We start from the raw sequence: 23,781 nt of genomic DNA, 5'->3' as shown, positions 1-23,781 counted from the left end.
GTGTGATCAGGTGGGACAAATTGCAAGGCCCGTTGAATGAGATTGCACGATCAGGAGATGAAGCTGGATGACATGGCAGCCTTTGTCCGCGTTGCAAAGTTGGGAAATTTTACGCGCGCAGCTATGGCTCTCGGCATGTCGACTTCGAACCTCAGCCACACCATCCGCCGACTTGAAACAGCATTGGGTTACCGACTTCTTCAGCGTAATAGCCGAAGCGTCTCTGTGACCGAGGCTGGCCTGACGCTTTTGGAGGCGCTTGAGCCCTCTCTCGCCAGCATCCATGATGCGTTGGAATCTCTCGACCGGAAACGGGATTTGGTATCGGGAATCTTGCGGTTGACCGCAACACGCCAAGCGTATGAGGCTGTCGTCAGGCCTGTCTTGTTCGACTTCAGCAAAGCCTATCCTCAGGCGACGATCGAAGTGTTGATTGACACGGCCTATAGGGACATCGTTGCAGAACAATTCGATGCAGGCATTCGACTAGGAGAAAAGCTGCAGCAGGACATGATCGCCTTGAAGGTTGGGCCAGATCTGGCCATGGCCGTCGTGGCGGCACCAGACTACCTTGAAAACCATCCGGCTATAACTCAACCGGCCGATCTCACGGACCACCGCTGCGTCAATTACAAAATGGTATCGGCTGGGTCGATATATGCGTGGGAGTTTGAAAAAGATGGGAAGCAATTGGAAGTGAGCGTTTCCGGGCCGCTAACCTCCAACGAGCCTGAGATCATGCTGAGCGCTGCGTTGGACGGGGTCGGTGTTGGTTACCTTCTTGAACACGAAGTCGCGCCCTACCTGGAAAGCGGAAAGCTTGTCCGTCTTCTCGCCGACTGGACGCCGTCGTTTCCTGGTTTTCATCTATATTATCCGTCGAGACGGCAGATGCGGCCGGTCCTGAGCGCATTTTTGGCGACGGTTCGCCAGCGGCGGCTGGCTGCATAGGACGGATCGCCAGGTCGGTCACCGATCAGGCGGGCCGCGCCTCATTCTGCTGACGTGCAATAGAACGGCACCGTCAGATGCCTGCAGACTAGCACGCGAGGCGCATCGTTCCTCCGTCAACGGATAGGGTATCAGACCGTCGCTACAGCCCGACCGGAAAGCGAAAGAACGCTTTGCCGCAACAAATGGATCAACTTTTTCGTCGTTTGAGATTGTTTGCGGCTCGTGTAAAGGCCGTACTTCACCGTTGGGGCGAGGCCTTTGAACATGGAAGAGACCACTCGCATCGTTTTCGGATTGATGCTTTCGCGTGTCAGCAATGCTAAGCCAAGCCCGTTTTCAACAGCCGCCGTCATGGCTGCAGCGTTGTGGCTTGTCAGAGCAATGCGGAATTCGAGTTCGGCTTCCATTAATTTCTCAAACATAGTGCGTCGCCAGGCGCAAGGCTCAGCATACACAATGACATCTAGCGGGCTCGTGACATCGATTGCTGCATCTATTCCACAGACCTTATCTTCAGCTTGCCGTTTACTGGAATGATGAACATCGGCACTTCGGTACGCTCGACCTTGCCGTCGCCGACGAGACAGGTGAAACCTGCGGCCTGTTCAAAGTCGAGGATCTCGCCGGCCAACAGGTCAATTGCGGTCCAGGCTGGACCCCAGTCCGGTGCCGATCTCGACGAGACGATCCGCATGTTCATCCAACGAGGACTGCATCAACGAAATGCTTGCGGCCAAAGTCGCCTGACTGTTCGCAACGGCGATGCAGGTACATCCTAAATCAAGTCGGAAGATTATCGCGCGCCGCGCTGACAGTGGCTTAGAATTGAACAATTCGCGCCATCGAGCATTGATCCTTGGTAAGCCGAAAAGGAGAAATTGTCATGGATTGGAATCGCGTCGAAGGCAACTGGAAACAGGTTAAGGGCAAGATTAAGGAACAGTGGGGTAAACTTACTGACGATGATCTTGATCAAATCGCCGGCAGGCGAGATCAGCTCGAAGGCAAGATCCAGGAGCGGTACGGCCTTGCGAAGGACCGCGCCAAGTCCGACGTCGACGATTGGTATGACCGTCAGACCTGGTAAGAGATCGAAAGGGCCGGCCTAGCCGGTCCTTTCTCGATGGAAGTCACATCGAAAAACTAGGCCGCCGTGCCAGCAGAGGTTCTTCAGTCATCAATTGCTGAACATCAGACAGACAGAAACGTGCCGATCGTGGCGGGATTCCCGATCGATATTTGTTGCTTCCAAGTAGAGATCTGGAAAATCAAAACAACATTGAGACGCGAGGATCCCGATATAGCTTACCCCTATGTTTACTGAAAACTCCTCACCCTCACCTTCAGCCTCTCAATAAGCCGATCCGGCTCATAAATCTCCGCGCCTTGATGACAGCCAGCTCTCGCGGATCCGGGTTGTCCGGCGTCCCATGCGCGAACTCATCGCCACGCCCCGTCGGTAGCCTGAAAGCCCCATCGCGATCGGCAAGGTGGGCTCAGGACGCGGAGAGCCTGATCAACCTGATGCCGGCCTATCAGATGAATCCGGACCAGATGGGGCCGATCGTCCGAAGCACTGCCGATGGAGGCAAGCAGCTCGTTCCTCCCCGCGGTTCGCCCTTGAGAAGCTAGCCCAGGCCAAGGCCGAAAAACTCAGGCGAAGGGCAATGCGCTCTCTGTGATCGCCCGCGAGCCCTATGGATCGCCGATCATCACCAAGGAAGTGATCTGGTCAGCCCATCAGCCTTGCAGTAGCAAGCGATGTTTCGGTGGCTCAATGCAGCGCGGCATGCTCAGCTAGGAGAAGTTCATGCACCGCTGTATCAACGATCTCCTTGAGCCGACGCCGACCGTAGAGATCACGCTCGCCCACCCGCTCCTCGATCGCTGCCAGCATCCAGCCGGCCGCGGCCGCATCATCGGCATTCTTATGGATGTTGAAATGGTTCAGGCATGCCCCGATACGCGGGCGAGCCGAACCGCGATCACGATCTATCGTCGCCACCAATGAGCGCGCATCCTGGTACGTCCTCGCAATGCGTCGCTTACCTTGCGCTCCGCTCTCGACGATCTTTCTGACGACAAAGAGCAAAGCCATCAGCAAATCGGCCGTTTCGTCGGGTAGCAATGCCATATACCTTCCGCGCTTCACTCGCTTGGCGATCTCCCACGGAAATACGGCTCCGGTTCCGGACCCACGCCGTTCGGAGAATCGAACACTGGGAAATGCACCTTGACTCTTACCCCGCGCCCGCGGGGGCAAACCTGCTACCTACGGTTCGTTCAGCACTAGATTTCATAGTTCTATAATACGTGGTTTTATCAACTGTCAAATGTTGTGTTTCCGCCATGGATGCACGGCAGCGAGTGGCACTAAACCTTCGGCGGATTCGGGTTATGCGGGGGATCTCGCAGGACAACCTCGCGCTTGAGGCCAATGTCGAGCGCGCCTATGTGGGCTATCTCGAGCGCGGCAGTAAGAACCCGACGGTCATGACCCTGGAGAAGATCGCCGCAGCGCTGGCTTGCGATATTTCCGAGTTCTTCGCTCCGGTGGCCGATGATGTCGCCACGATGAAGCCGCTGAAGAGCGGGAGGAAGTCTTCGCGTGGCTGAAATTTGCCCGACCCTTGGTTCCACCAGCACAAGTTTGACTGGTTCGAAACGTCGCAAAGACAAAGCTCGCGCGAGGCGGGCTGAGTATCGCGTCTGGCGACGTTTCAAACGTTCCGACTATTCGTCCGCTTTGGCCTTGCCTGCCTTTGGACCGACCTTCGACCGCGGGGCCTTGGCGGCAGATTGCGCGGAAGCCGACTTCGCCGCCTTGGACTGCGCCCTTGCGGTGTTCAAAACCGCGGCGCGGCGGGCGCGATTTTCCTCAAGCGCTTTCTGGAAATCGAGATCGTGCTCAGCATACTGGGCGAGATCGTCGAGAAACTCGCCGACTTGCCCTACGGTTTCGACAACAACGTAGCTCAACCCGTTGCCGGTGCTGATCGCGTCGCGGCCGACGTGATCCGGCTGACCGGCATCACGGACGCCATGGTTCATGGCCAGATGATCGACATGCCGGCGGTGCGTGCGCTCATCGAGCCCGCCGATCTCGTCATTGCCCATAATGCCGGCTTCGATCGACCGTTCTGCGAAGCCTTCTCCCCGATCTTTGCCCGCAAGGCATGGGCTTGTTCCAATTCCGAGATTGATTGGAGCGCCAGGGGCTATGAAGGAACCAAGCTTGGATACCTCATCAACCAGAGTGGGTATTTTCATGTCGGGCACCGGGCCGTCGATGACTGCTTTGCGCTGCTGGAAGTCCTGGCACTTCCTCAGGGCGATAACGGTCAAACACCATTTGCCGAGCTTTATCAGGCAAGCCAGCGTTCCCGCGTGCGCATCTTCGCGGAAAACTCGCCGTTCGATCTGAAGGACCGGCTGAAGGAGCGGGGCTACCGCTGGTCGGACGGCAGTGACGGCCGGCCGAAATCCTGGTGGATCGAGATCGCCGAGGAGGCGATGGAAGACGAGCTTCGCTTCCTGCGAATCGAGATCTACCGCTGGGAGGATCCTGATCCGCCGGTTCAGCGTCTGACGGCATTCGACCGGTTCAGGGGGCGAAGGTAGTTCGTTTTACCCTTGGAAATGGATCGAACCAAAGACCTCTTTTGATTTATACGACCGAGTGAGCCGTACACCATTCGCGACATAAAGCGGTGTGGCCATTTCCGTGCTGTGGACGCTGTCGGTCTCGTTATCGGCCAAGCTTCGACATGCTTTTAGGTCCAGCCGACTAAATCAACGCTCCGCAGCCACAATAGCGCGCAACAGCGGCGCATTGCTGAAGCCTATATCTTCTCGCGTCACTCCCATGCGGAGGATGATCAGCTTCCGTGACGGAATAATCGTGATTGTCTGGCGGAGGTGACCATTCAGCATGAAAGCATCGGAAGGTAACCCGGATTGAAGACCCTGCGCCAACCAAAGCTGGCCACGGCCGTATTCCGGGCCGTGGCCCTCGTCAGAGGCCGCAAAAGGCGTTCGCATATAATCGACGAACCCGTCCGGCAAAAGCTGTTCGCCGTTCCATTTTCCGCCCAACCGCAGAAACTCGGCGAAGCGTGCCCAATCATGCGCATTGGCATAGAGAAAGCCTTCACCGAGGAATGTGCCAGTTTCATCGGCTTCGATAAGGGCGCTGCTCATGCCCAGGGGCTTGAACAACCGCTCACGCGAATATGACATGGCATCCTCGCCAACGGCATTCTCCCAGATCCGACTTAGCAGGACGGACTCACCGGACGAGTAATGAAATCTGGTTCCCGGCGCGAAGACTAACGATCGATCCCGAGCAAAAGCTGCGGCGTCCCTGACGAGGTACTCCATCCGGCCCGCGTCAGATGGAAGCCCCTGATCTTCGTTCCACTCCAAACCGCCTGACATCGCCATCAGATCGGCGACTGATATTTCCGTGCGGGCGTCACCCACCCATTGAGGAAATAGATGCTTCTGGTCAAGCGTGAGTTTACCGTCTTTGATGGCCAAACCGACCAAGGCGGTGGTGATCGTTTTAGTCATCGACCACCCCTGTAAGGGTGTCGAGGCTGAGAATCCCGGGCCATAAGTTTCGGCGACGATGCGTCCATCATGGACGACAACGATTGCCCGCATGCCCGGTCCTTGCAGGACCGGATTATTTATTGCCGCTAGGAGCCGCGCGTTGTCAGAGGGTTGTACCTTCTCACCAACAGGCCAAAGCGTATCAGGGTCATTAGCCGGAAAGGGAGGTAGCGGCGGCGGCCGGTTCCAAGCTGCGTCATTCAAAACGTTGGTACAGCCTCGTCCCTCGATAAAAATGGCGTGGCGCTTGAGAAGAAAGCCAAAGTAGCTGGCATCGACCCGATGGTCGGCGAGGCTGACGTCGATTTTCATAAGGCGGAAGATCGGATGCCCGATCGCCAATAAGTCATTTTGTAGAATTGAATCTACATCGCGGTTAGCCATGAATACGTTGGAGCAAACGGTCTTTGCGGCGTAGGCCGAGCCGTTTTCCAGCGCGTCGCGGCGGAAAACGGCATACCAGCCGACCAGGCCCAACATCACCAGCACCACAATCAAAGCAAGAATTGTGAAGACCTTGACCGCCAAACGCATCGATGTCGCCTATAACCAAAAAGCTTCAAGTGTAGCGCCCTGCACAAATATCATAGGGACCCCTGACGCGCAGATAGCACGACCAGCGGTCATGTGCCGCTCAATTCTGTACTATACCAATCGTCCGCAGCCAGACCTCAGCCTGTGCGGGCCAGCCGGTGATGGGTAGCTCGGTTCGGCGAAAGCCGAATGCATGGCCTCCATTTGCATAGAGATGCATTTCGGCTGGCACATGCGCCTTCCACAGCGCAGCGTAGTAGACGAGCGACTGATTTACGCCGTCCTCATCGTCGTCTTCAGCCTGTACCAGGAATGTCGGCGGCGTCTGACTGGATACGGGAATATTCGGGTTCAGCTTCATGTCATCCCCTTTCGCAGGATGACCGGGATACTTCGCAAGATGCCCAGGATAGATAGGCATGGCGAAATCAGGCCGTGCGCTTTCGTTGTCAGCCTCGTCTATTTTTGCATAAAGCGGGCGATCGAAGAGCGTGCTGATCTCGGCGACAAGGTAGCCGCCCGCCGAGAAGCCCATGACACCAACCTTATGCGGATCGATGTGCCACTGTTCGGCGTGATATCGTACCATCCTCATCGCCCGCTGCAGGTCCTGCAAAGATGGCTCGGATATTGTTTGATTGTCTGGGCGGCAATCACATTGCCAAGCATATGGCGCACTCGGAACTCGATACTTCAGCAGCACGCATGTCATACCAATCGAGGTAGCCCAGTCGCAGGCCTCGGTACCCTCCAGATCGATCGCGAGGATCTGGAACCCTCCTCCTGGGGCCACGACCAATGCCGCTCCCGTATTCTTCCCTTTGGGCGGGTAAACAGAGATGGTTGGATTGGTTACGTTCGTGACATTCGTATTTGGCTTACCCGCTATGCCAGCCGCAGTTATTGAAACGTCTTCAGGCCCCGGTGCAGGTTGCGCGTCTGGCGCAGCTCCCGGCCATAATGCAATTTGAGTAATTCCCTCTGCGGGCTGCCAGATCATCGGCTTGGCCTGGCCGCTTTCTCTTATCGCTAGCAGTGCTAAGACAATGCCTAGTCGCTTCATGGCGCTCCATTCCGTCAGCATTCGCCTTCTCTGCTAGAAGCATCGCGCGAATAGGTTCAACACAGTACGCTGGCTGGCACATCTCCCCTATGTCACCGGGCTGCTCGGCGCAGACTCAATTGGTAGATCCTGGTTTGAAACATGGGCCTTGGAACCCAGGACCAGCTTGCCTGACCCTAGAATTCTGCCAGCAACACGGCCACTCAGCACCATGCTTCCGTTGTTGACGATATTTCTGTCGACCTGGCCGGAAATGACCGCATTGCCACCCTCATCAACAACCAGACCGCCTGTCAGCCTTCCCGATGAAACCAGCTTGCCGCCATTTTTAACGTAGGTTACGCCGAGGATGTCATTCGCATTTACTACACCGCTGGTTACAACGAGATCACCGACATGAGACATTGGCCGTCATCCATTGAGTATTTGACCGAAATAATAAGTGCAGCTTAGTTTCTTTGGTGGATATGGCAATAGCGTGCGCAACGGCAGCAAAAGGGATCGCAATGGTCAAAGCATTTTTCAGGCTGACACTTGCTTTAATGATCTTGATGAGTTCGACCGCGGCTCATGTCGATGAAACGGTGACCTATACAGTCCAGAATGCTACCCGCACCGCCATCCTGCACGAACCTGCCGCAACGGTTGGACATGCTGCCCCTCTGGTCATTGCGCTACACGGGTCCGGCGATAGCGTTGCCCATTTCCAGACGTCGATTGGCTTTGATGCGGTCGCGGACCGGGAAAACTTCATCGTTGCCTACCCCGAAGCGAGTGACGCGCATTGGAATTACGGTCGGCCGGTTAGAAAGATGCCACTTCTCAACGGCCAACAGGTTGACGATATCGGCTTTGTTCGCACGCTTATCGACGATCTGGTAACGCGCAAGCTCGTCGATGCAAACAGGGTCTATGTCACCGGCTTTTCGTGAGGCGCGCAGTTTAGCTTTACCCTCGCTTGCGCGCTTCCTGACAAATTTGCCGCGGTTGCCCCCGTCAGCGGCTTAATGAATGAGTTCCAGATTGACGATTGTCGCCCCGGCCATCCCATGCCGATCATGATGGTCAACGGCACAAGCGATGACACATTGCTTTATGATGGCTTCCTTTCGCAGGATTGTCGGCAACTTTCGGTCCCTGAAACATTGGAATATTGGCGGCGGACCGATGGATGCACCGGAGAAGAAGACGTCAAGGCGCTGCCTCATTTCAATGACCATGACCGCACTCGTGTCAGCCTATTCAACTGGACCGGATGTAAGGCTGGAACCGGGGTCCGCTTTTATCGAATCGAAAACGGTGGCCATCGCTGGCCGCGGCTGGTTGAGTCCGGTAACGATGACCCAATCAAAGGCGTGCGCTTCGGCGGTCGCAATGGCGACATCGAAACGGCCGAGGAGATATGGAACTTCTTCAAACAATATCGTACCCCTCCGCCGAAGGCCGTCTATTGTGATTTGCTGATTGGCTTTAAGTCCATGGCTTATGTCATGCACTACAGTGATTTCCCCCATTGAGCTTTTGTCTGTCGGCGATGTTGGTCGCCGGCGGGATTGGTCGGACGAAGAGAAGGTTCGGATCGTCGAGGAAAGCCTGCAAGGCTTTCGGCAGGGCTCGGTAACGGCGCGGCGTTATGGATTGTCGCGGTCACTGTTGACCCGTTGGCGTCGGGAATACCGAAGCGGGCTTCTGAACGTTTCCGGGTCAACGGGCTTCGTGCCGCTTTCGATTTCGCCACCGCCGGCGGTATCTTTCGAGATGGCCCCATCGCCGACTGAAGACGACAGGACGATCGAGATCGGCCTACCGAACGGTCGTCGCCTGACGATCCCGGTTTCGCTTGATCCAACTATCCTTGCTCGGCTGTTGCCGGTTCTGGACGCGTCATGATCGCCTTTCCGCCTGGGGTGAAGGTTTGGATTGCGGGCGGTGTGACGGACATGCGTTGTGGCATGAATAGCCTGGCGCTGAAGGTGCAACAGGGGCTTGGCCGCGATCCCCATGGCGGCGAGGTCTTCTGCTTTCGAGGTCGCAAAGGTGACCTGATCAAGGTCCTGTGGCATGACGGCGTCGGCATGTCGCTCTACCTGAAGCGCCTGGAGGCAGGCAAGTTCATCTGGCCGGTTAGCCAGAATGGCTCCGCCGTGCCGGTGTCGGCGGCTCAACTCGGCTATCTTCTGGAAGGGATCGACTGGCGTAATCCACGCTGGACGCAGCGACCTGCAAAGGCAGGCTGATCGCGAACATTCCTCTGTTTTTGTTGGGCTTTTGACAAGCGGCATGGTAGCTTTCGGCCATGGACGACGCTGCTTCGGAGATAGCCAGGTTACGGGCCGCGCTTGCGGCATCGGAGGCGCGTGCCGCATCCGCCGAGGCTGATCTCGCTCAGGTGCGAGCTGTCGTGACGACGTCCGAGGCGATGATCCGGCACCTCAAGCTCGAGATCGCCAAGTTACGTCGCGAGCAATACGGTCAGAGTTCGGAACGACGCGCCCGGCTGATCGACCAGATGGAATTGCAGCTCGAAGAACTTGAGGCCGACGCCACCGAGGACGAGATCGCCGCGGAACGCGTGGCGGCTGAGGTTGTGCAAGTTCCAGCCTTTGAACGCCGCCGCCCGGTCCGCAAGCCGTTTCCCGAGCACCTGCCGCGCGAACGGCTAATCATCGAAGCACCCTCGACCTGCTGCGGCTCGGCCCGGATCGTTAAGATGGGCGAGGATATCACCGAGACGCTGGAGGTGATCCCGCGCCAGTGGAAGGTGATCCAGACGGTGCGCGAGAAGTTCACCTGCCGGGACTGCGAGAAGATCAGCCAGCCACCGGCACCTTTCCATGCGACGCCACGCGGATGGGCGGGACCGACCTTGCTCGCGACTATCCTGTTCGAGAAGTTCGGCCAGCATCAACCATTGAACCGCCAAGCTGAGCGCTACGCCAGAGAAGGCGTCGATCTCAGCCTCTCTACACTGGCCGACCAGGTTGGAGCCTGCGCAACGGCGCTGCAGCCGATTCATGATCTGGTCCGCGCCCATGTGCTGGCAGCCGGGCGGCTTCATGGCGACGACACTACCGTGCCGCTGCTGGCCAAGGGCGCAACGAAGCAGGCAAGGTTATGGACCTATGTTCGCGATGATCGTCCCTTCGCGGGTGGTGCGCCTCCTGCGGCACTCTTCTACTTCTCGACCGATCGGGAGAAGGCCCATCCCAACACGCATCTTGCCGGATGGGACGGCATACTGCAGGCGGATGCCTATGGCGGCTACAACGATCTTTATCGCGCCGACCGCCTCCCCGCGGCGGTGATCAGCGCGCTCTGCTGGGGCCATGCGCGGCGCAAGTTCTTCGAACTGGCCGATATCGCCGGTAACGTGCGCAAAGGCAAACCGGCCCATGAGATATCGCCTGTCGCGCTTGAAGCAGTGGCCCGCATCGATGCGCTCTTCGAGATCGAGCGTAACATAAACGGTAAATCCGCAGAGGAACGATTAGCTGCCCGACAACAGCACACTCGTCCGCTTGTCGAGGACCTGCGCGACTGGCTGATAGTCCAGCGCTCCCAGATGTCGAAGCACAATCCCGTCGCCAAAGCGATCAACTATATGTTCGAGAAGGACGGGCGCTGGGAAGCCTTCACCCGGTTCCTCGACGATGGCAGGCTCTGCATGTCGAACAATGCGGCAGAGCGTGCCTTGCGCGGGATCGCTCTGGGAAGAAAGGCATGGCTATTCGCTGGCTCCCAGCGCGGCGGCGAGCGTGCTGCCTTCATGTATTCCCTGATCGTCACAGCTAAGATGAACGATATCGATCCGCAGGCATGGCTGGCCGACGTGCTCGCCCGCATGCCCAACCTTCCCGTGTCACGGCTGCCCGAACTATTGCCATGGAACTGGCCCGCCAACGGCCACACCCGGCAGGTGGCTGCCTGATGGCGCGCCCGACCCATGTCTACACGATCGATTACGTCGCCACACTGATCGGCGAGAACATCGAACTCATCCGGAAGATCGCCGGCAACTCGGACAACATCGACTACGGCGAGATCATTTATGCCCACGACGGCAGCGAAGAGGGCATCATGACCTTAACGGACCGGGGAATCGAAAGCTTGCAGGAGTTCCTCGCTGATGTCCGCACCTGGGACGGAGGTGTTCGGCAGTTCCTTATCGACGAGCAATGTGATCCGGAAAAGATCGAACGCATTATCGCTGATGAGCCAAATTCATAAGGTCTGCGGCCTAGCCCGGACGGTTACTAGGCGAACGGAACGGACCGCAATTGTGCTGACAATCTTCAAGCAAGTGAGTGACCGTACCCGAGCCGCTGCTCTGCCTCTAGGAACAGGCACATATGGAAGACGCGGTGGGTGAGCGACCGAATACGTTCGACGTATAGCCACCTCGGGACATCACTCTTCCCTGAATGCCCGCGCGATTTGGTCTGTCAGCGGCTTTGTCAGATAGGCAAGCGCAGTGCGCTCACCCGTTTGAACAAAGGCTTCGACCGGCATACCGGCAATGGGCGTTAATCCCTCCAAGCGTGCCCACTCTTCCTCTGGGACGGACACGCGAAGACTATAGTAGCTCTGACCCGTTCGCTGATCTGTGGTCAGGTCGGCGGCAATCTTGCTGATCCGACCATACAATTCGGGCGTCGAGCGTTGGCTGAATGCTGAAAACCGAAGCGCGACGTCCTGGCCGATCACCACCTGATCAATGTCCTGAGGAGATAGCTTGAGCTCAGGCATGAGGACATCGTCGTTAGGTACGATCTGCAATATATCTGTCCCAGCGGTTACGACGGCGCCGGAAGAATGAACGGAAAGTTGATGTACGATACCGGATTGAGGGGCACGAATATCGATGCGTTTCAGGTCGTCTTCCGCAGCAATCAAGCGTTCCGCATATTCGCCAGTCTCGCTTTCGGCCTGGCGCAGTTGGTCCGACACTTCCGCACGATGGTCGTCATCGATCTGAATGGCTTGCAGTTTTGTCTCGGCAATCTTGCCGTTTGTTTCGGCCTCGGAGGCAATCAAGCTGCCAAGAGCACCGGTCAGATCGGCAGCATCTCTTTGTAGGGCGTAGACCCTCGTCGCGGGAATGATGCCTTGGTCCAGTAGCGATTGCAGGCTGACCAATTCCTTATTGAGGATGGCGAGAGCCTGACGCTTGCCATCCTGCTGGGCTGTCAATCCTTCCGTCTCCTTGGCCAACTGGCGAGCGCGTTCTGCCAACTGCGCCTTCCGGCCAGTCCGCGATGAGCGTCTATCGTCAAAAAGTCGCTGTTCGCCGTCGATCATCGCCGCAACTTCCGGGTTACCACGCTCGTCTAAAAGTTTCTTGGGGAAGCTTATCGTTTCTTGCCCGTCTCGCTCAGCCGATAAGCGCGCGGTTCTTGCTGCAAGCTCCTTCAGCCGTTTTGAAACGATCGCAAGATTGGCCTGGATCTGCGTGGCATCAAGACGCACGAGAGATTGGCCTGCTTCGACACGATCGCCGTTCTTGACGAAGATGAGCGCAACGGTTCCACCCTTCTGATGCTGAACCGGCTTTACGTAGCTATCCACCACCAATGTGCCGGCGGCGATGACCGCCCCCTGCAGGTGAATAGCCGCCGCAAGACCTCCCAGAACGCCAACGAGGAGCAATATTGTCGCAAGGGCGAGCAATGTCAGCCGACCGATCGCCCGTTCTGCATTCGGGGCATGATTCGCTACCATTAGGCCATCTCCCCATCAGTGGTCATCAGTCTGATGGGCTGAGGTGTCGGCGGCATTGGCTGTGTGGTCTTTCTAAGGACTTCGTCCTTTGAACCGAACGCCTGCATTTGACCATTTGCGAGGACCAGAACTTTATCGACCGCGGCTAGGGCGCTCGGCCGATGTGCGATGACGACGGCAACCCCACCGCGTGCGCGGATTCCCTGAATTGCCTTCGACAGCGCTGCGTCACCCTCAGCGTCCAGGTTCGAATTTGGCTCGTCCAGCACCACCAAGAAGGGATCATCATATAAAGCCCGCGCCAATGCTATTCGCTGACGCTGACCGCCCGAGAGAGACGCACCCTGCTCACCAATCCTGGTATCGAAACCGTCTGGGAATTGCACGATCATCTCATAAACACCGGCAGCGTTTGCAGCCGCGATGATCTTATCGGACGAGGCTGCTGGGTCGAACCGCGCGATATTTTCCGCAATGGATCCGCCTATCAACGAAACATCCTGTGGCAGATATCCAATATGCCTGCCGAGTGCTCTTGGCTCCCACTGCGAAAGCGATGCCCCGTCTAGGCGAACAGCGCCACTGATTGGCGGCCAGAGTCCGACCAAGCCACGCGCCAACGACGATTTCCCAGAGGCACTTGAGCCGATGACACCGACGGCCTCGCCAGCATGAAGATCAAAGGAAATGCCGCGAATAAAAACCGACTTCGAGCCTGGGGCCGCAAGATGCAAAGCCTCCACCTTGAGCAAGCTCGTCGGTTTCGGAAGCGAAACCTCGCGTTGGACGGCAGGCATGATCGCCACCAGCTTTATCAGGCGGGACCAACTGTCTCGGGCCGCCTGAAATCCCTTCCAATGACCGATCGCCAGTTCGACCGGTGCCAATGCGCGGCTGACAAGAATGGAACTTGCAATCATGATCCCGCCAGTGGCCTCCTGGCGGATAACCAATATGGCGCCCACAGCCAGCACAGCCGACTGCAACATCATTCGCAAGATTTTGGATAGGGTCGCCAAGCCCCCCGTCATTCTTGTCGCGTGCAGGTGGTTGGTCAGATATTGCCGGTTCACGTTACTCCATCGATCACTCAGAAAATGTCCGAAGCCCATTGCTAAAACCGCTTCGGAGTTCCGGCGCGTGGCCTCTGCCAATGCGGTGCGTTCACCTGCTATCTTTGCAGCCTCCTTTGCCGGCGCTCGCGACTTGTATTCCGTGAGAATTGTCAGGCCTATCAACAGGATCGCCCCGGCGAGCGCCGCTACCCCTATCCAGAAATGGAAAAGGAAACACAGGCCGATATAGAACGGCATCCACGGCAGATCGAAGAGTGCGGTAGGCCCTGTTCCTGAGAGGAAACTCCGAACAGTATCGAGATCGCGAACCGACTGCAGGCCGTCCCCTGGCATCTGCATACGCGACGGGAGCAACACGAGTGACTCATGAACCGTGTTGCTGAAGCGCTCGTCGACCGACATACCGATGCGCGCGAGAAGCATCGACCGGATGAACTCGAGGATTCCAAGAAAAGCGTAGAGCGTCGCAGCGATGATCGCCAGGCCGACAAGCGTTGGCAGGCTGCGTCCGGGTATGACACGATCATAGACCTGCAGCATGAAGAGCGAGCCGGTCAATGCCAGGAGATTGATCGTGGCGCTGGTCGTTCCGATGCCAAGGGAGGCCTTTCGCAACGAAGAGAGAACCGCCACAAGGAAAACTTGCGGCGGTCTAGTGGTGCTGTCAGACGCCTTCATGCCGCTCATGCTGCTGCGATAAACCGGAAATCATCCTCGTGCAGTGTAGCCAGTTTCACATTTTTCAACGTAACGCTGTTGTTACTGTCGACGGTGATGACGGTATCGTTGCCGACCTGTGCTGCGGCTGCCATGGCCGATTGGAAATCGACAAACAGATTGTCTTCAAAGTGCAGGACGTCGACAGTAGTCGCTCCGGCCGTGAAATCGGTAATAGTATCGCGGCCGAAGTTTGCCTTAAAGACAAAGGCATCGTCTCCAGCAAGACCATTTAACGTGTCGTTGCCGCCCCCTCCATCGATAGTGTCGTTGCCGGTCGTGCCCGAAAGCGTGTCGCTCGAGGCAGTTCCTCTGATCCAGGACGCCGATTGGATTGCTGCTCGATCCCATGCAGTTCCGTCTGCAAACTGGATCTTCTCAATGCCCCAATTTGCCGTCGCCGAGTAAAACTGCTCATCGAGCGTAATCGTCTCGCCGGTTTCCTTTACGGTCAAAATTGAATGCGCGCCTGACCGGGTTAGAAACACATCAGAGGCATTCAGATTGGTAAGGCGAAGTGTATCGGTTTCGGAAGTCGAGCCGGAGTCGTCATTGATATAGTCGTTGCCGTCGCCTTTTGCGTAAACATAGGTGTCACTGCCCGCACCGCTGTTGATACGGTCGTTTCCTGCTCCACCCTGGAAAATGTCGTCGCCGTTGAAGCCCGTGAGAGTATCGTTTCCAGCCGTGCCCCTGATCCAGGCAGCCGACTGAATTGCTGCGCGGTCCCAAACGGTTCCGTCCGCAAATTCAATGCGTTCAAAGCCCCAATTGGCGGTCGCCGAATAAAACTGCTCATCAAGTGTTAGAGTGTGCCCAGTTTCATTGACAAGAATTTTGACATGCGCGCCCGATCGGCTGACGGTGATATCGCTCGCATTCAGGTCACTGAACCGCAGCACGTCGACGTCGACCATCGAGCCGGATTCGTCGTCAAGATAGTCGCTCCCGTCACCCTTGGCATAGATCACGACGTCACCACCGCCGCCACTATTGATACGATCGTCACCAAGCCCAGCGACAATCGTATCGCTTTCAGCCGTCCCAGAAATCGTTTCATTGCCATTCGTGCCATAAATTGCACTTTCCGCCTTCAAGAGCGTGTCGAGCACTCCTGCGGCACCGCCTATCGAGGCACCGTCCTTGAAAAGGATTGTCTCCACACCCCCCGCGGGATTGAGCTGGTTTTTAAGTGTTATAGTTTCCCCAGTCGCCAGTACGCGAACGACGATGTCGTTGATTGCGTTGGACGGCCGCTCAAACCGGACATCCGTGCGCACGAAATCTGTCAGTCTCAGGACGTCGACATCAGAACCCGACGTCTGTTCATCAATAATGTCGTTCCCGTCACCCAAAGCGTAGATATAGGTATCGTTCCCCTGAAGCCCTTGCAGTGTATCGTTGCCGGCACCGGCAAAAATGAGATCTGCCCCGTTGCTCCCGACGATCGTATCATTGCCAGAGGTTCCGGCAACGTACAGGACGTTGGCATTCATCTGAGCGCGGCTCCACGTCGTGCCATCGGAGAAGACGATCGTCTCAAGTCCCTGCTCTGCATAATCGTTGAGCGTGTTCTTAACCAGAATCGCCCCCCCGTCGCCGGCGCCTGGCGCGCTCTCTGCAACGACGACGGTTAGGTCATTCCCGTTGCGAACAAGCTTCACGTCCGCCGCATTGATGTTGGAGAAGCGCAGAGTGTCGTTACCACCACTCCTCACATCCTCGATGATCGTGTCGTTGCCGTCGCCTCGGGCATAGACATAAGTGTCGTTGCCAGTTCCGCCGTTCAACGTATCGTCACCTCGGCCGCCGGAGATCGTGTCGGCGACATTGAAGCCGTTGATCATGTCATTGGCGACGGTCGCAGACTGCTCCAGGAGCATCACCCGGAACTGGGCCCGGGTCCAGATCGTGCCATCGGCGAAGGTGATCTTTTCGACACCCTGTTCGGAATTGTCGTTCAGCGTGTTCTTGAGTAGAACGGAACCGGCGTCACCAGCACCTGGCGCACTCTCGGCAATATCAACTCTCATATCGTTGCCATTACGGACAAGTCTGACGTCGGCCGGTTTGAGATTCGAAAGGTTGAGCGTATCGGCGGTGCCGCTCCATGTATCCTCGACGATCGTGTCGTTGCCGTCGCCACGAGCGTAGACATAGGTGTCGTTTCCACCAGCCGCATTCAGGCTGTCGTCTCCGCCGCGACCCGTCAGGATGTCGGCAACGTTCGTACCGGCGATCGTGTCATTGTCGGCCGTGCCCGCCTGATCGATCACCATTGCTCGGAACTGGGCCCGGGTCCAGATCGTGCCATCGGCGAAGGTGATCTTTTCGACACCCTGTTCGGAATTGTCATTCAGCGTGTTCTTGAGCAGAACGGAACCAGCGTCGCCCGCACCTGGCGCACTCTCGGCAATATCAACTCTCAGATCGTTGCCATTGCGGACAAGCTTGACGTCAGCCGGATTGAGATTCGAAAGGTTGAGCGCATCGTTGGCGCCGCTCCATGTATCCTCAACGATCGTATCGTTGCCGTCGCCGCGGGCGTAGACATAGGTATCGTCTCGGCCACCACCATTCAGAGTGTCATCCCCGGCGCGGCCCGTTAGCACGTCAGAGACATTCGTCCCGACGATCGCATCATTGCCGGCCGTGCCGGCTTCGTCGATAATTTTCGCCCGGAATTCAGCCCTACTCCAAGCCGTGCCGTCGGCAAAAACGATCTTTTCAATACCTTGTTCGGAATTGTCGTTGAGTGTGTTCTTGATCAGGATTGAACCGGAATTGCCTGCGCCGGCCGCACTCTCGGCAATAGCAACCATCAGGTCGTTGCCGTTACGAACAAACTTCACATCGGTCGGATTGACGTTGGTGAAGCGCAACGTGTCATTGCCACCGCTCCAGGCGTCTTCGATGATCGTGTCGTTGCCGTCGCCGCGGGCGTAGACATAGCTGTCGTCTCTGCCGCCACCGTTCAGAGTGTCATCTCCGGCACGGCCCGTCAGGAGGTCGGCAGTATTGGTGCCGGCGATCGTATCGTTGCCGGCCGTGCCGGCCTGATCAATCACCATCGCCCGGATTTGAGTAATGGTCCACACCGCACCATCGGCGAAGGTGATCTTTTCGACACCTTGTTCGGAATTTTCATTGATTGTGTTCTTAATTAGGATCGAACCAGCATCTCCAGCGCCGGGCGCGCTTTCAGCGATTAGAACCGTGAGGTCGTTGCCGTCACGAGCAAGCCTCACGTCTGTCGGATTGACGTTGGTGAAGCGCAGCGTGTCGTTGCTACCGCTCCAGGTATCCTCAATGATCGTATCGTTGCCGTCGCCGCGGGCGTAGACATAGCTGTCGTTACCACCGGCCGCATTCAGGACGTCATCACCCTTACCGCCGCCAAACTCGGACGAGCCAGCGCTTCCGGTCAGCACATCATTACCGTCAGTGGCCTTGGCGTAAATGGATTTTTGCCTGAGGATGTTTGCATCCCAGACCGTTCCATCCTCAAACTGGATCCTTTCGATTCCGTATTGGTCGAACTCGAGGGGAGAAGTCGTCGCATTCACGAAAGTCAGTTGGTCGCCGGGACGTCCATTGAACGCAATTTTGAGATTGCTGCCATCACGGACGAAGGTGACATCCGAGGGCGCAATGCCAAACAACTTCAAGGTATCAGTCGCGCCTTCACTCGGTGCCTCGATTATGGTGTCCGCACCATAACCTGCACGATAAATATAGGTGTCGTTGCCCAAGCCGCCGCGCAACGTGTCTGAACCAGTTCCGCCATCGAGCTGATCGTCCCCGAGATAGCCATCGAGAATATCATTCCCGGCGCCTCCAATCAGATTGTCATTGCCTGATCGGCCGTCCATGACGTCGTCACCGTCGCCGCCATCGAGGGTGTTGTTGCCAGCGTCACCAAGAAGCACGTCGGAGAAACCGCTCCCGATTATGTTTTCGGTATTTACAATGGTGGCGATCAAGCGATCGGTAGCTGTCGCGCGAACAGAACCGTCACTCGTCCTTGCCTCGCCGTTATTTGCAACGAGATCGACATGGACGGAGCCGCCAAACCCGGCGAAAGTTACCGTGTCGGTGCCAGCTCCACCGTCGAGTTGGTCGAGGTCGCCGATGTTGGCAACAGTCATCGCCAATGTATCGTTGCCCTGATCACCATGGATCGAATCTGAGCCGCCCTTTCCGTCGATATAGTCGTTTCCGCTATTGCCGCTCAAGCTTTGATTGAAATGAGAGCCGATCAATGTCTCGTTTGATGAATTGCCCCCGTAAAAGATCGATCCCTCTTGAGCCCAATAGCGGATATCTTCACGATTCCAGACGGTACCGTCTTGGAATAAGATTTCATCCAGGCCCTGACCGGTCGTGGAGCGATTCCAAAAGGCGCCTTCATCAATGATCTGTTGACCGCTGGTCGTGATCTTGATGACAAGATCCAGACCGCTGATGCTCAGCAGCACATCCGAAACATTGATGCCGTTCAGTTGCAATCGGTCCGTCTCGGTTTTGGAATGTGAACCGTCAAATATCAGGTCGTTGCCGTCACCGAGATTATAGATAAAGAGATCGTTGCCATTGGCACCCCCGCCATTCGCACCGCCTCGGGTAGTGGCGGACACGATGATGTCATCGCCTAGATCGCCGAAGAAAACATTGTTGTTTCCCTCAGAGCCCTGCAGCAAATCGTTCGTGACGCTGCCGCGGTACCAGGCATTGTCACGCATTTGGGTTCGATCCCAGGATATTCCGTCAGCAAACTGTATGACATCGATCCCCTGGCCCGTCGTTTCCCAGTTCCAGAAAAAACCTTCGTTGATCAGGATCGAGCCAGTTACCAAGTCCTTTAAAACGAAGTCCAGCCCCGAGCGATAGCCTGCAACTTCCGTCGATTTAACATCAGTAAGGATGAGCGTATCTGTCTCGGCTCGAGAATGCGATCCGTCAAAAATAAGATCGTTGCCATCGCCACGGCTATAGATGAACCGATCATTGCCATTCATCCCGCCGCCGTTGGCCGCTCCTCTTACCGGTGCGGAAATAATGATGTCGTCGCCCTTCTGCGAGATGAAGGTGTTCGGATTGGCATCGTTGCTCTGGAGAACCTCGCGTAAGTCTGTTCCCCTGAAAACAAGATGCTCCCGGATGTAACCGCGGTCCCAGATCGCGCCATCGTCGAAGATGATCTGCTCAAGGCCCTGGCCTGCGGACCCTGCACTCCAAAAGAACCCCGTGTCCACGATCATCTTGTTGGTGGATCGGATCATGATGATAAGATCATTACCCGCCCTCGTGAGCTCGACCTCATCGCTTCGAATATCGTGAAGGATCAGTTTGTCCAGATCGGTAGCGGATCCGGAGCCATCAGAAATGACATCATTGCCGTCACTTCTGCGGTAGACAAACGTGTCGCTGCCGGCGCCGGACACGATCGTATCATCACCCTGCCCTCCATCAAAATAGTCGTCCGCACTTATGCCGTCGCTGGCTCCTGCATCATCGAGCAAATAGTCCGCACCCGCTTCACCGTAGAGGCTATCGGCACCTTCGCCCCCAGATAGATAGTCGTTTCCAGCGCCCCCATGCAGGATGTCATTGCCTTTGTTCCCCTCGAGGCTGTCATGACCATAGTTCTCATGATCAAAATTGGGGAAGTCTCCATAGAGGATGTCATTTCCGTCACCCCCACGCAGACTGTCGCTACCTATGCCGCCCACTATCACGTCGTCGCCGCCACGACCGTCGAAATAATTTCCGCCAGACGACCCGTCGAGTGAGTTCGCCGCGATCGAGCCGTCGATCTGATCGGCGCCACTGGTGCCAAGGATAGTATCGAATACGCCAATTGCGGTCGGGCCTGGGCTACCAAGCTCACGATCGTACCCGGTGCCGGTGTGGCCGAGCTCATCCTCGAAATAGGGATATTTAATCCCCGTCTTCGGATCGACGTAAACCTTATTCCTGACGTCCAAACCCAGATTGGATATCGCCGACATGATTTTCTGACGGCCCCAAACGACACCTGACGAAAACTGGATCGTTTCGATCCCGTATTTCGTGGTGTTCCAGTCATCAACGATATTGTCGATGCCATTAAACTGGCTTGCAACAGTCATGACTTCACCGGTGGAGCGAATTGTGATCAGCAGATTCGAACCGGAACGGGTAAATCTCACATCGCCAGGGCCGACATCTTCGAGAACGAGCCGATCCGAAGAGACAACGTTATTGTCATTGTCGATGATCGTATCGCTTCCGTCACCCTTCCGCCAGACATAGGTATCGGAGCCTGCCCCTCCCGAAATCTGGTCATTGCCTTTACCGGCGTCATACCTGTCACTAGTGTTATAGGCTGGAAGGCTGTTCCCAAATTCACTGCCGCGAATGAGTGCTGCAGCCTTGATCGCATCGCGGTTCCAGGTAACGCCATTGGCAAACTGAATAAGATCGATCCCCCAGCCGCCTGCCGTCGACGCATCGGACGAATTGGAGAAGAAGGACTGGTCCGTAAGATACTCGCCCGAGGACAATATTTTAATGATCAGCGCATTCCCCGACCTTGTAAGCTCCACGTCGGAAGGCTTCAGGTCGCCTAGAACCAGCTTGTCGCGCTCGGCCACGTTACCCGATTTGTCCGTGATGACATCGAAGCCATCACCAGCCGAATATAGGATAGTGTCGTCGCCGCCGCTGATATTAATCTGCTCATGATCGTTCGTACCCCGGATGATGTCATTCTGCACGGTATCATTGATCTCGGCAGAGGGGCTGCCGATCGTCGTGGTGCGGCTGCGTATATCTTCGCGGCTGAGCACAGATCCGTCGGATAGGATGATCGAGTCGATGCCTCGATTTTCCTTGCCCCACTCGCGAAAAAAATCCTCCGAAACGATAGCGTCGGAGTTGCCGGCGATCTTTATCCGCAGGTTATTGCCCACACGCTCGAACGCGACATCACCAACCAAGAGATCGGTGAGCAGCAACCGATCCTCCTCAACAACCGAAATCGAGGAGTCACGAATGTAGTCAGAGCCATCGCCACGCGCATAGACGAATAGGTCGCTACCCGCGCCCGAAATCAACAGGTCGTCGCCCTTGCCACCGATGAAAACGTTGTCCCCTTCGGCCCGCACCATACCATCGGCACCATCAGTACCAAGTGCGGCTGTGCCACCCGCGATCTCGGTGGCTAGCAAGCGGAGATTGTGATCGGCGATCGTAGAAAGCACAACGCTGGCAGTGGCTATATAAGCTGCGCGATTGCCCTCAAAGGCCACTGACACGATTCCATCCAGGCCGGCGATCGCTTTAGCCAGATATGTCGCGGAAGCACCCAAGCTCTCGGGCATCATACTCTTGATAATGTTGAGCACCAGGCCGACATTGCCTGGTGTCTCCGGTCGTGTGGTGCCAGTGGGCCACTCATGGCGAAAATCGAGCAGCGAATAAAAGAAGTATGGGCTTTCCAGAGCCGCGAGATGATCGCCGTCCCTGGCGATCGTGCTGCCTGCGGTCTGAGCCAAGAACACGGTCAGCATCGCATCAACAATTTGCTCGAAGCTTACCTCGATGTTGGCACCGAACCGTTCCGTCGACGGCGATGTCGTCAGTTGTTGACCCGCGTAAATCTCTTGATAGGTAACGCCGAAGAACTTCTCGACGAAAGCCAGATGTTGGGCATCGACAAATTGTCCGCGAGACGCTGGCTCGACACTATTCACCGAAGCCCAGCGCAGCAACAAATTCTCAAACGTAGCACGCAATTGCCCAGGCGACATCGTTGCGGCGGCGTCAGTCAATGCGGTCCAATCCGCTCTGAAACTCACATCCTGTGTCATCTTCCAAGCGATCGAATTGATCTGGCCGGAACCTGGCAATAGCGGTAACTTGTCGATACCAACGGCAGGCGTGAATTCCGGGGTGTTATTTGCGACGGTATTTCTTAAGTCCGTCTGGAAATATATAGACTGTGCTGTGGATGTGGTTCCGTCCGCTCTTTGAAATGAGCCACTAAATCCAATTGTATGACCTTGATTAGTTTGCGACACATTCGTGCGAGCTAATGAGATCGATGTAATGCCCGCGGTCTGTAAATTCTGCAGTTCATTAGCCGTGGAGACACCGTCTTGATTTAAGTCGCGCCAGATCAACAGTTGTCCAAAGTTCTCGTCTGTCTGATCGATCTTTCCATCGCCGTTGGTATCCATCATCTCGAGGACAGCAAATCCATCTTGAGTTGATGATCCAAAAAGTTCTCCGATTCCGTCGGCGACGCCATTTTGATTGATGTCACGAACCAAAATACCGTCCTCAGGAGATACCCATCCGGTTCGTTCTGCAAATCCGTCGTTGTTATAGTCGAAATGAACCGTTGAATCCGCCAGCGGCGTGAGTTCAATGCCATCGCCATCAAGGTCTAAAACAAGCGGATCAAAGATCCAATTTGTGAGTGGAGAAACCAGATTCGCGAAAATAAAGTCGCTCAGTGGGCCTGTAACCGCATCGTCGTAGAAGAAAAGTGCTGCCATCACCGCGCCGAAGAGGAATACCTGTCCAACTGGCGTTGCCACCACTAATGCGGCCATAAGCGTCGCCGACGCAGGAATACCTAGAAGCTCAGCAGCTATAACAGCGACTGCTCCCGTGGCAGCGATGAGTGCTGCACTTGTCGCGGCGCCCACAGCGGCGTCTGTCGCGATCTTTGCAAGCGTGTTTGCAGAGATGCCATCCAGATACGCGGTAGAGCCATGCTCCATTGCCTGACCAACAGCCGACAAGACCTCGCCTACAGCCGCAGCCCGAGAATTTCCACCCGCTTGTAATGCATCACCCACTGTCTGCAGGTTTTCACCGACCGACTTTCCAGCTTCAACCAACCCCTTAACCGAAGGGGTAATGCTCTCTCCGATCCCAAGGATCAGTTTATCAATTTGTGAGTGAGTAATTAGCTGATTATAGGTCATAATTTTTCCCCTCAAAACGGTCCTTTAGTGCGTTCAGTCTCCGTCGTACGCTAAAGGCGTAGAAGGCCGCTATGAACAACGGCAAGGTAACGATACCCGGAAGCCCGAAGTACCTCAAAGAAATTGC

General features: G+C 56.2%; 18 protein-coding genes and 2 pseudogenes. 11 read left to right on the top strand and 9 right to left on the bottom strand.

Features of this window, described 5'->3' with window-relative positions:
• Positions 1–57 precede the first annotated feature (57 nt).
• Entirely contained in the window at positions 58–951 is an 894-nt protein-coding gene (locus FBZ97_RS32045) for a LysR family transcriptional regulator (protein ID WP_145324025.1), read from the top strand.
• Between the two features lie 131 nt (positions 952–1,082).
• Here the strand turns inward: FBZ97_RS32045 and FBZ97_RS32040 are convergent, their stop codons facing one another.
• Positions 1,083–1,409: a LysR substrate-binding domain-containing protein gene (locus FBZ97_RS32040; protein ID WP_186449581.1), complete on the bottom strand. Its 327-nt coding sequence runs from the start codon at positions 1,407–1,409 to the stop codon at positions 1,083–1,085.
• 38 nt (positions 1,410–1,447) lie between these two features.
• Positions 1,448–1,648: a hypothetical protein gene (locus FBZ97_RS32035; RefSeq protein ID WP_145324021.1), complete on the bottom strand. Its 201-nt coding sequence runs from the start codon at positions 1,646–1,648 to the stop codon at positions 1,448–1,450.
• 189 nt (positions 1,649–1,837) lie between these two features.
• Here FBZ97_RS32035 and FBZ97_RS32030 point away from each other — a divergent pair, with 189 nt between their 5' ends.
• Together FBZ97_RS32030 and FBZ97_RS34910 are read left to right on the top strand one after the other, a co-directional pair.
• Positions 1,838–2,041, top strand: coding sequence for a CsbD family protein (locus tag FBZ97_RS32030; protein WP_145324019.1), 204 nt, complete (start codon positions 1,838–1,840; stop codon positions 2,039–2,041).
• A gap of 437 nt (positions 2,042–2,478) precedes the next feature.
• Positions 2,479–2,609, top strand: a pseudogene (locus FBZ97_RS34910) (SOS response-associated peptidase); the annotation flags it as partial.
• A gap of 119 nt (positions 2,610–2,728) precedes the next feature.
• Here FBZ97_RS34910 and FBZ97_RS32020 read toward each other — a convergent pair.
• Complete coding sequence (locus FBZ97_RS32020) at positions 2,729–3,088, bottom strand: hypothetical protein (protein ID WP_145324017.1); 360 nt, start codon at positions 3,086–3,088, stop codon at positions 2,729–2,731.
• Positions 3,089–3,303: 215 nt separating this feature from the next.
• On the opposite strand from FBZ97_RS32020, the gene FBZ97_RS32015 reads away from it, so the two are divergent.
• Together FBZ97_RS32015 and FBZ97_RS32010 are read left to right on the top strand one after the other, a co-directional pair.
• Positions 3,304–3,570 (top strand): helix-turn-helix transcriptional regulator, encoded by a 267-nt coding sequence (locus tag FBZ97_RS32015; RefSeq protein ID WP_145324015.1) that lies wholly within the window; start codon positions 3,304–3,306, stop codon positions 3,568–3,570.
• 393 nt (positions 3,571–3,963) lie between these two features.
• Positions 3,964–4,575 (top strand): annotated as a pseudogene (locus tag FBZ97_RS32010) (3'-5' exonuclease); the annotation flags it as partial.
• Positions 4,576–4,746: 171 nt separating this feature from the next.
• Here FBZ97_RS32010 and FBZ97_RS32005 read toward each other — a convergent pair.
• From FBZ97_RS32005 to FBZ97_RS31995, 3 genes are all read right to left on the bottom strand, one after another.
• Positions 4,747–6,102: a serine hydrolase gene (locus FBZ97_RS32005; RefSeq protein WP_145324011.1), complete on the bottom strand. Its 1,356-nt coding sequence runs from the start codon at positions 6,100–6,102 to the stop codon at positions 4,747–4,749.
• A gap of 100 nt (positions 6,103–6,202) precedes the next feature.
• Positions 6,203–7,186 carry an alpha/beta hydrolase gene (locus FBZ97_RS32000; protein WP_197044233.1) on the bottom strand — a complete coding sequence of 328 codons (984 nt, stop codon included), beginning with the start codon at positions 7,184–7,186 and terminating at the stop codon, positions 6,203–6,205.
• A 66-nt stretch (positions 7,187–7,252) separates the two neighbouring features.
• Positions 7,253–7,570: a hypothetical protein gene (locus FBZ97_RS31995; RefSeq protein WP_145324009.1), complete on the bottom strand. Its 318-nt coding sequence runs from the start codon at positions 7,568–7,570 to the stop codon at positions 7,253–7,255.
• Positions 7,571–7,671: 101 nt separating this feature from the next.
• Between FBZ97_RS31995 and FBZ97_RS31990 the strand changes: the two genes are divergently transcribed.
• From FBZ97_RS31990 to FBZ97_RS31965, 6 genes are all read left to right on the top strand, one after another.
• A complete protein-coding gene (locus FBZ97_RS31990) occupies positions 7,672–8,097 on the top strand; it encodes a PHB depolymerase family esterase (protein WP_186449580.1) in 426 nt (141 codons plus the stop codon).
• A gap of 75 nt (positions 8,098–8,172) precedes the next feature.
• The gene (locus tag FBZ97_RS31985) at positions 8,173–8,682 is read left to right on the top strand and encodes a hypothetical protein (protein ID WP_145324004.1); all 510 of its coding nucleotides are present in this window, start codon (positions 8,173–8,175) and stop codon (positions 8,680–8,682) included.
• Positions 8,666–9,055, top strand: a complete 390-nt coding sequence (locus FBZ97_RS31980; RefSeq protein WP_233788628.1) for a transposase — start codon at positions 8,666–8,668, stop codon at positions 9,053–9,055. Before FBZ97_RS31985 ends, FBZ97_RS31980 begins: the two co-directional genes overlap by 17 nt.
• Entirely contained in the window at positions 9,052–9,402 is a 351-nt protein-coding gene (gene tnpB, locus FBZ97_RS31975; protein ID WP_145324002.1) for an IS66 family insertion sequence element accessory protein TnpB, read from the top strand. Before FBZ97_RS31980 ends, tnpB begins: the two co-directional genes overlap by 4 nt.
• A 59-nt stretch (positions 9,403–9,461) precedes the next feature.
• A complete protein-coding gene (locus FBZ97_RS31970; RefSeq protein ID WP_145324000.1) occupies positions 9,462–11,093 on the top strand; it encodes an IS66 family transposase in 1,632 nt (543 codons plus the stop codon).
• The gene (locus FBZ97_RS31965; RefSeq protein ID WP_113389690.1) at positions 11,093–11,392 is read left to right on the top strand and encodes a hypothetical protein; all 300 of its coding nucleotides are present in this window, start codon (positions 11,093–11,095) and stop codon (positions 11,390–11,392) included. The genes FBZ97_RS31970 and FBZ97_RS31965 overlap by 1 nt, the downstream gene beginning before the upstream one ends.
• A 180-nt stretch (positions 11,393–11,572) precedes the next feature.
• On the opposite strand, the gene FBZ97_RS31960 is transcribed toward FBZ97_RS31965, so the two are convergent.
• Genes FBZ97_RS31960 through FBZ97_RS31950 form a run of 3 tightly spaced genes read right to left on the bottom strand, consistent with a single transcriptional unit; the run spans position 11,573 to position 23,654 of the window.
• On the bottom strand, positions 11,573–12,883 hold the full coding sequence (locus FBZ97_RS31960) for an HlyD family type I secretion periplasmic adaptor subunit (protein ID WP_145323998.1): 1,311 nt from the start codon (positions 12,881–12,883) through the stop codon (positions 11,573–11,575).
• Entirely contained in the window at positions 12,883–14,637 is a 1,755-nt protein-coding gene (locus tag FBZ97_RS31955) for a type I secretion system permease/ATPase (protein WP_145323996.1), read from the bottom strand. The genes FBZ97_RS31960 and FBZ97_RS31955 overlap by 1 nt, the downstream gene beginning before the upstream one ends.
• Positions 14,638–14,642: 5 nt before the next feature.
• Positions 14,643–23,654 carry a calcium-binding protein gene (locus tag FBZ97_RS31950; RefSeq protein WP_145323994.1) on the bottom strand — a complete coding sequence of 3,004 codons (9,012 nt, stop codon included), beginning with the start codon at positions 23,652–23,654 and terminating at the stop codon, positions 14,643–14,645.
• Between the last annotated feature and the right edge of the window lie 127 nt (positions 23,655–23,781).

This window comes from Rhizobium sp. ERR 942 (genome assembly GCF_007828395.1).
Taxonomy (GTDB): Bacteria; Pseudomonadota; Alphaproteobacteria; order Rhizobiales; family Rhizobiaceae; genus Rhizobium; species Rhizobium dioscoreae.
Note: the sequence above shows the minus strand (reverse complement) of the source record. Positions and strands in the feature narration are given on the sequence as shown.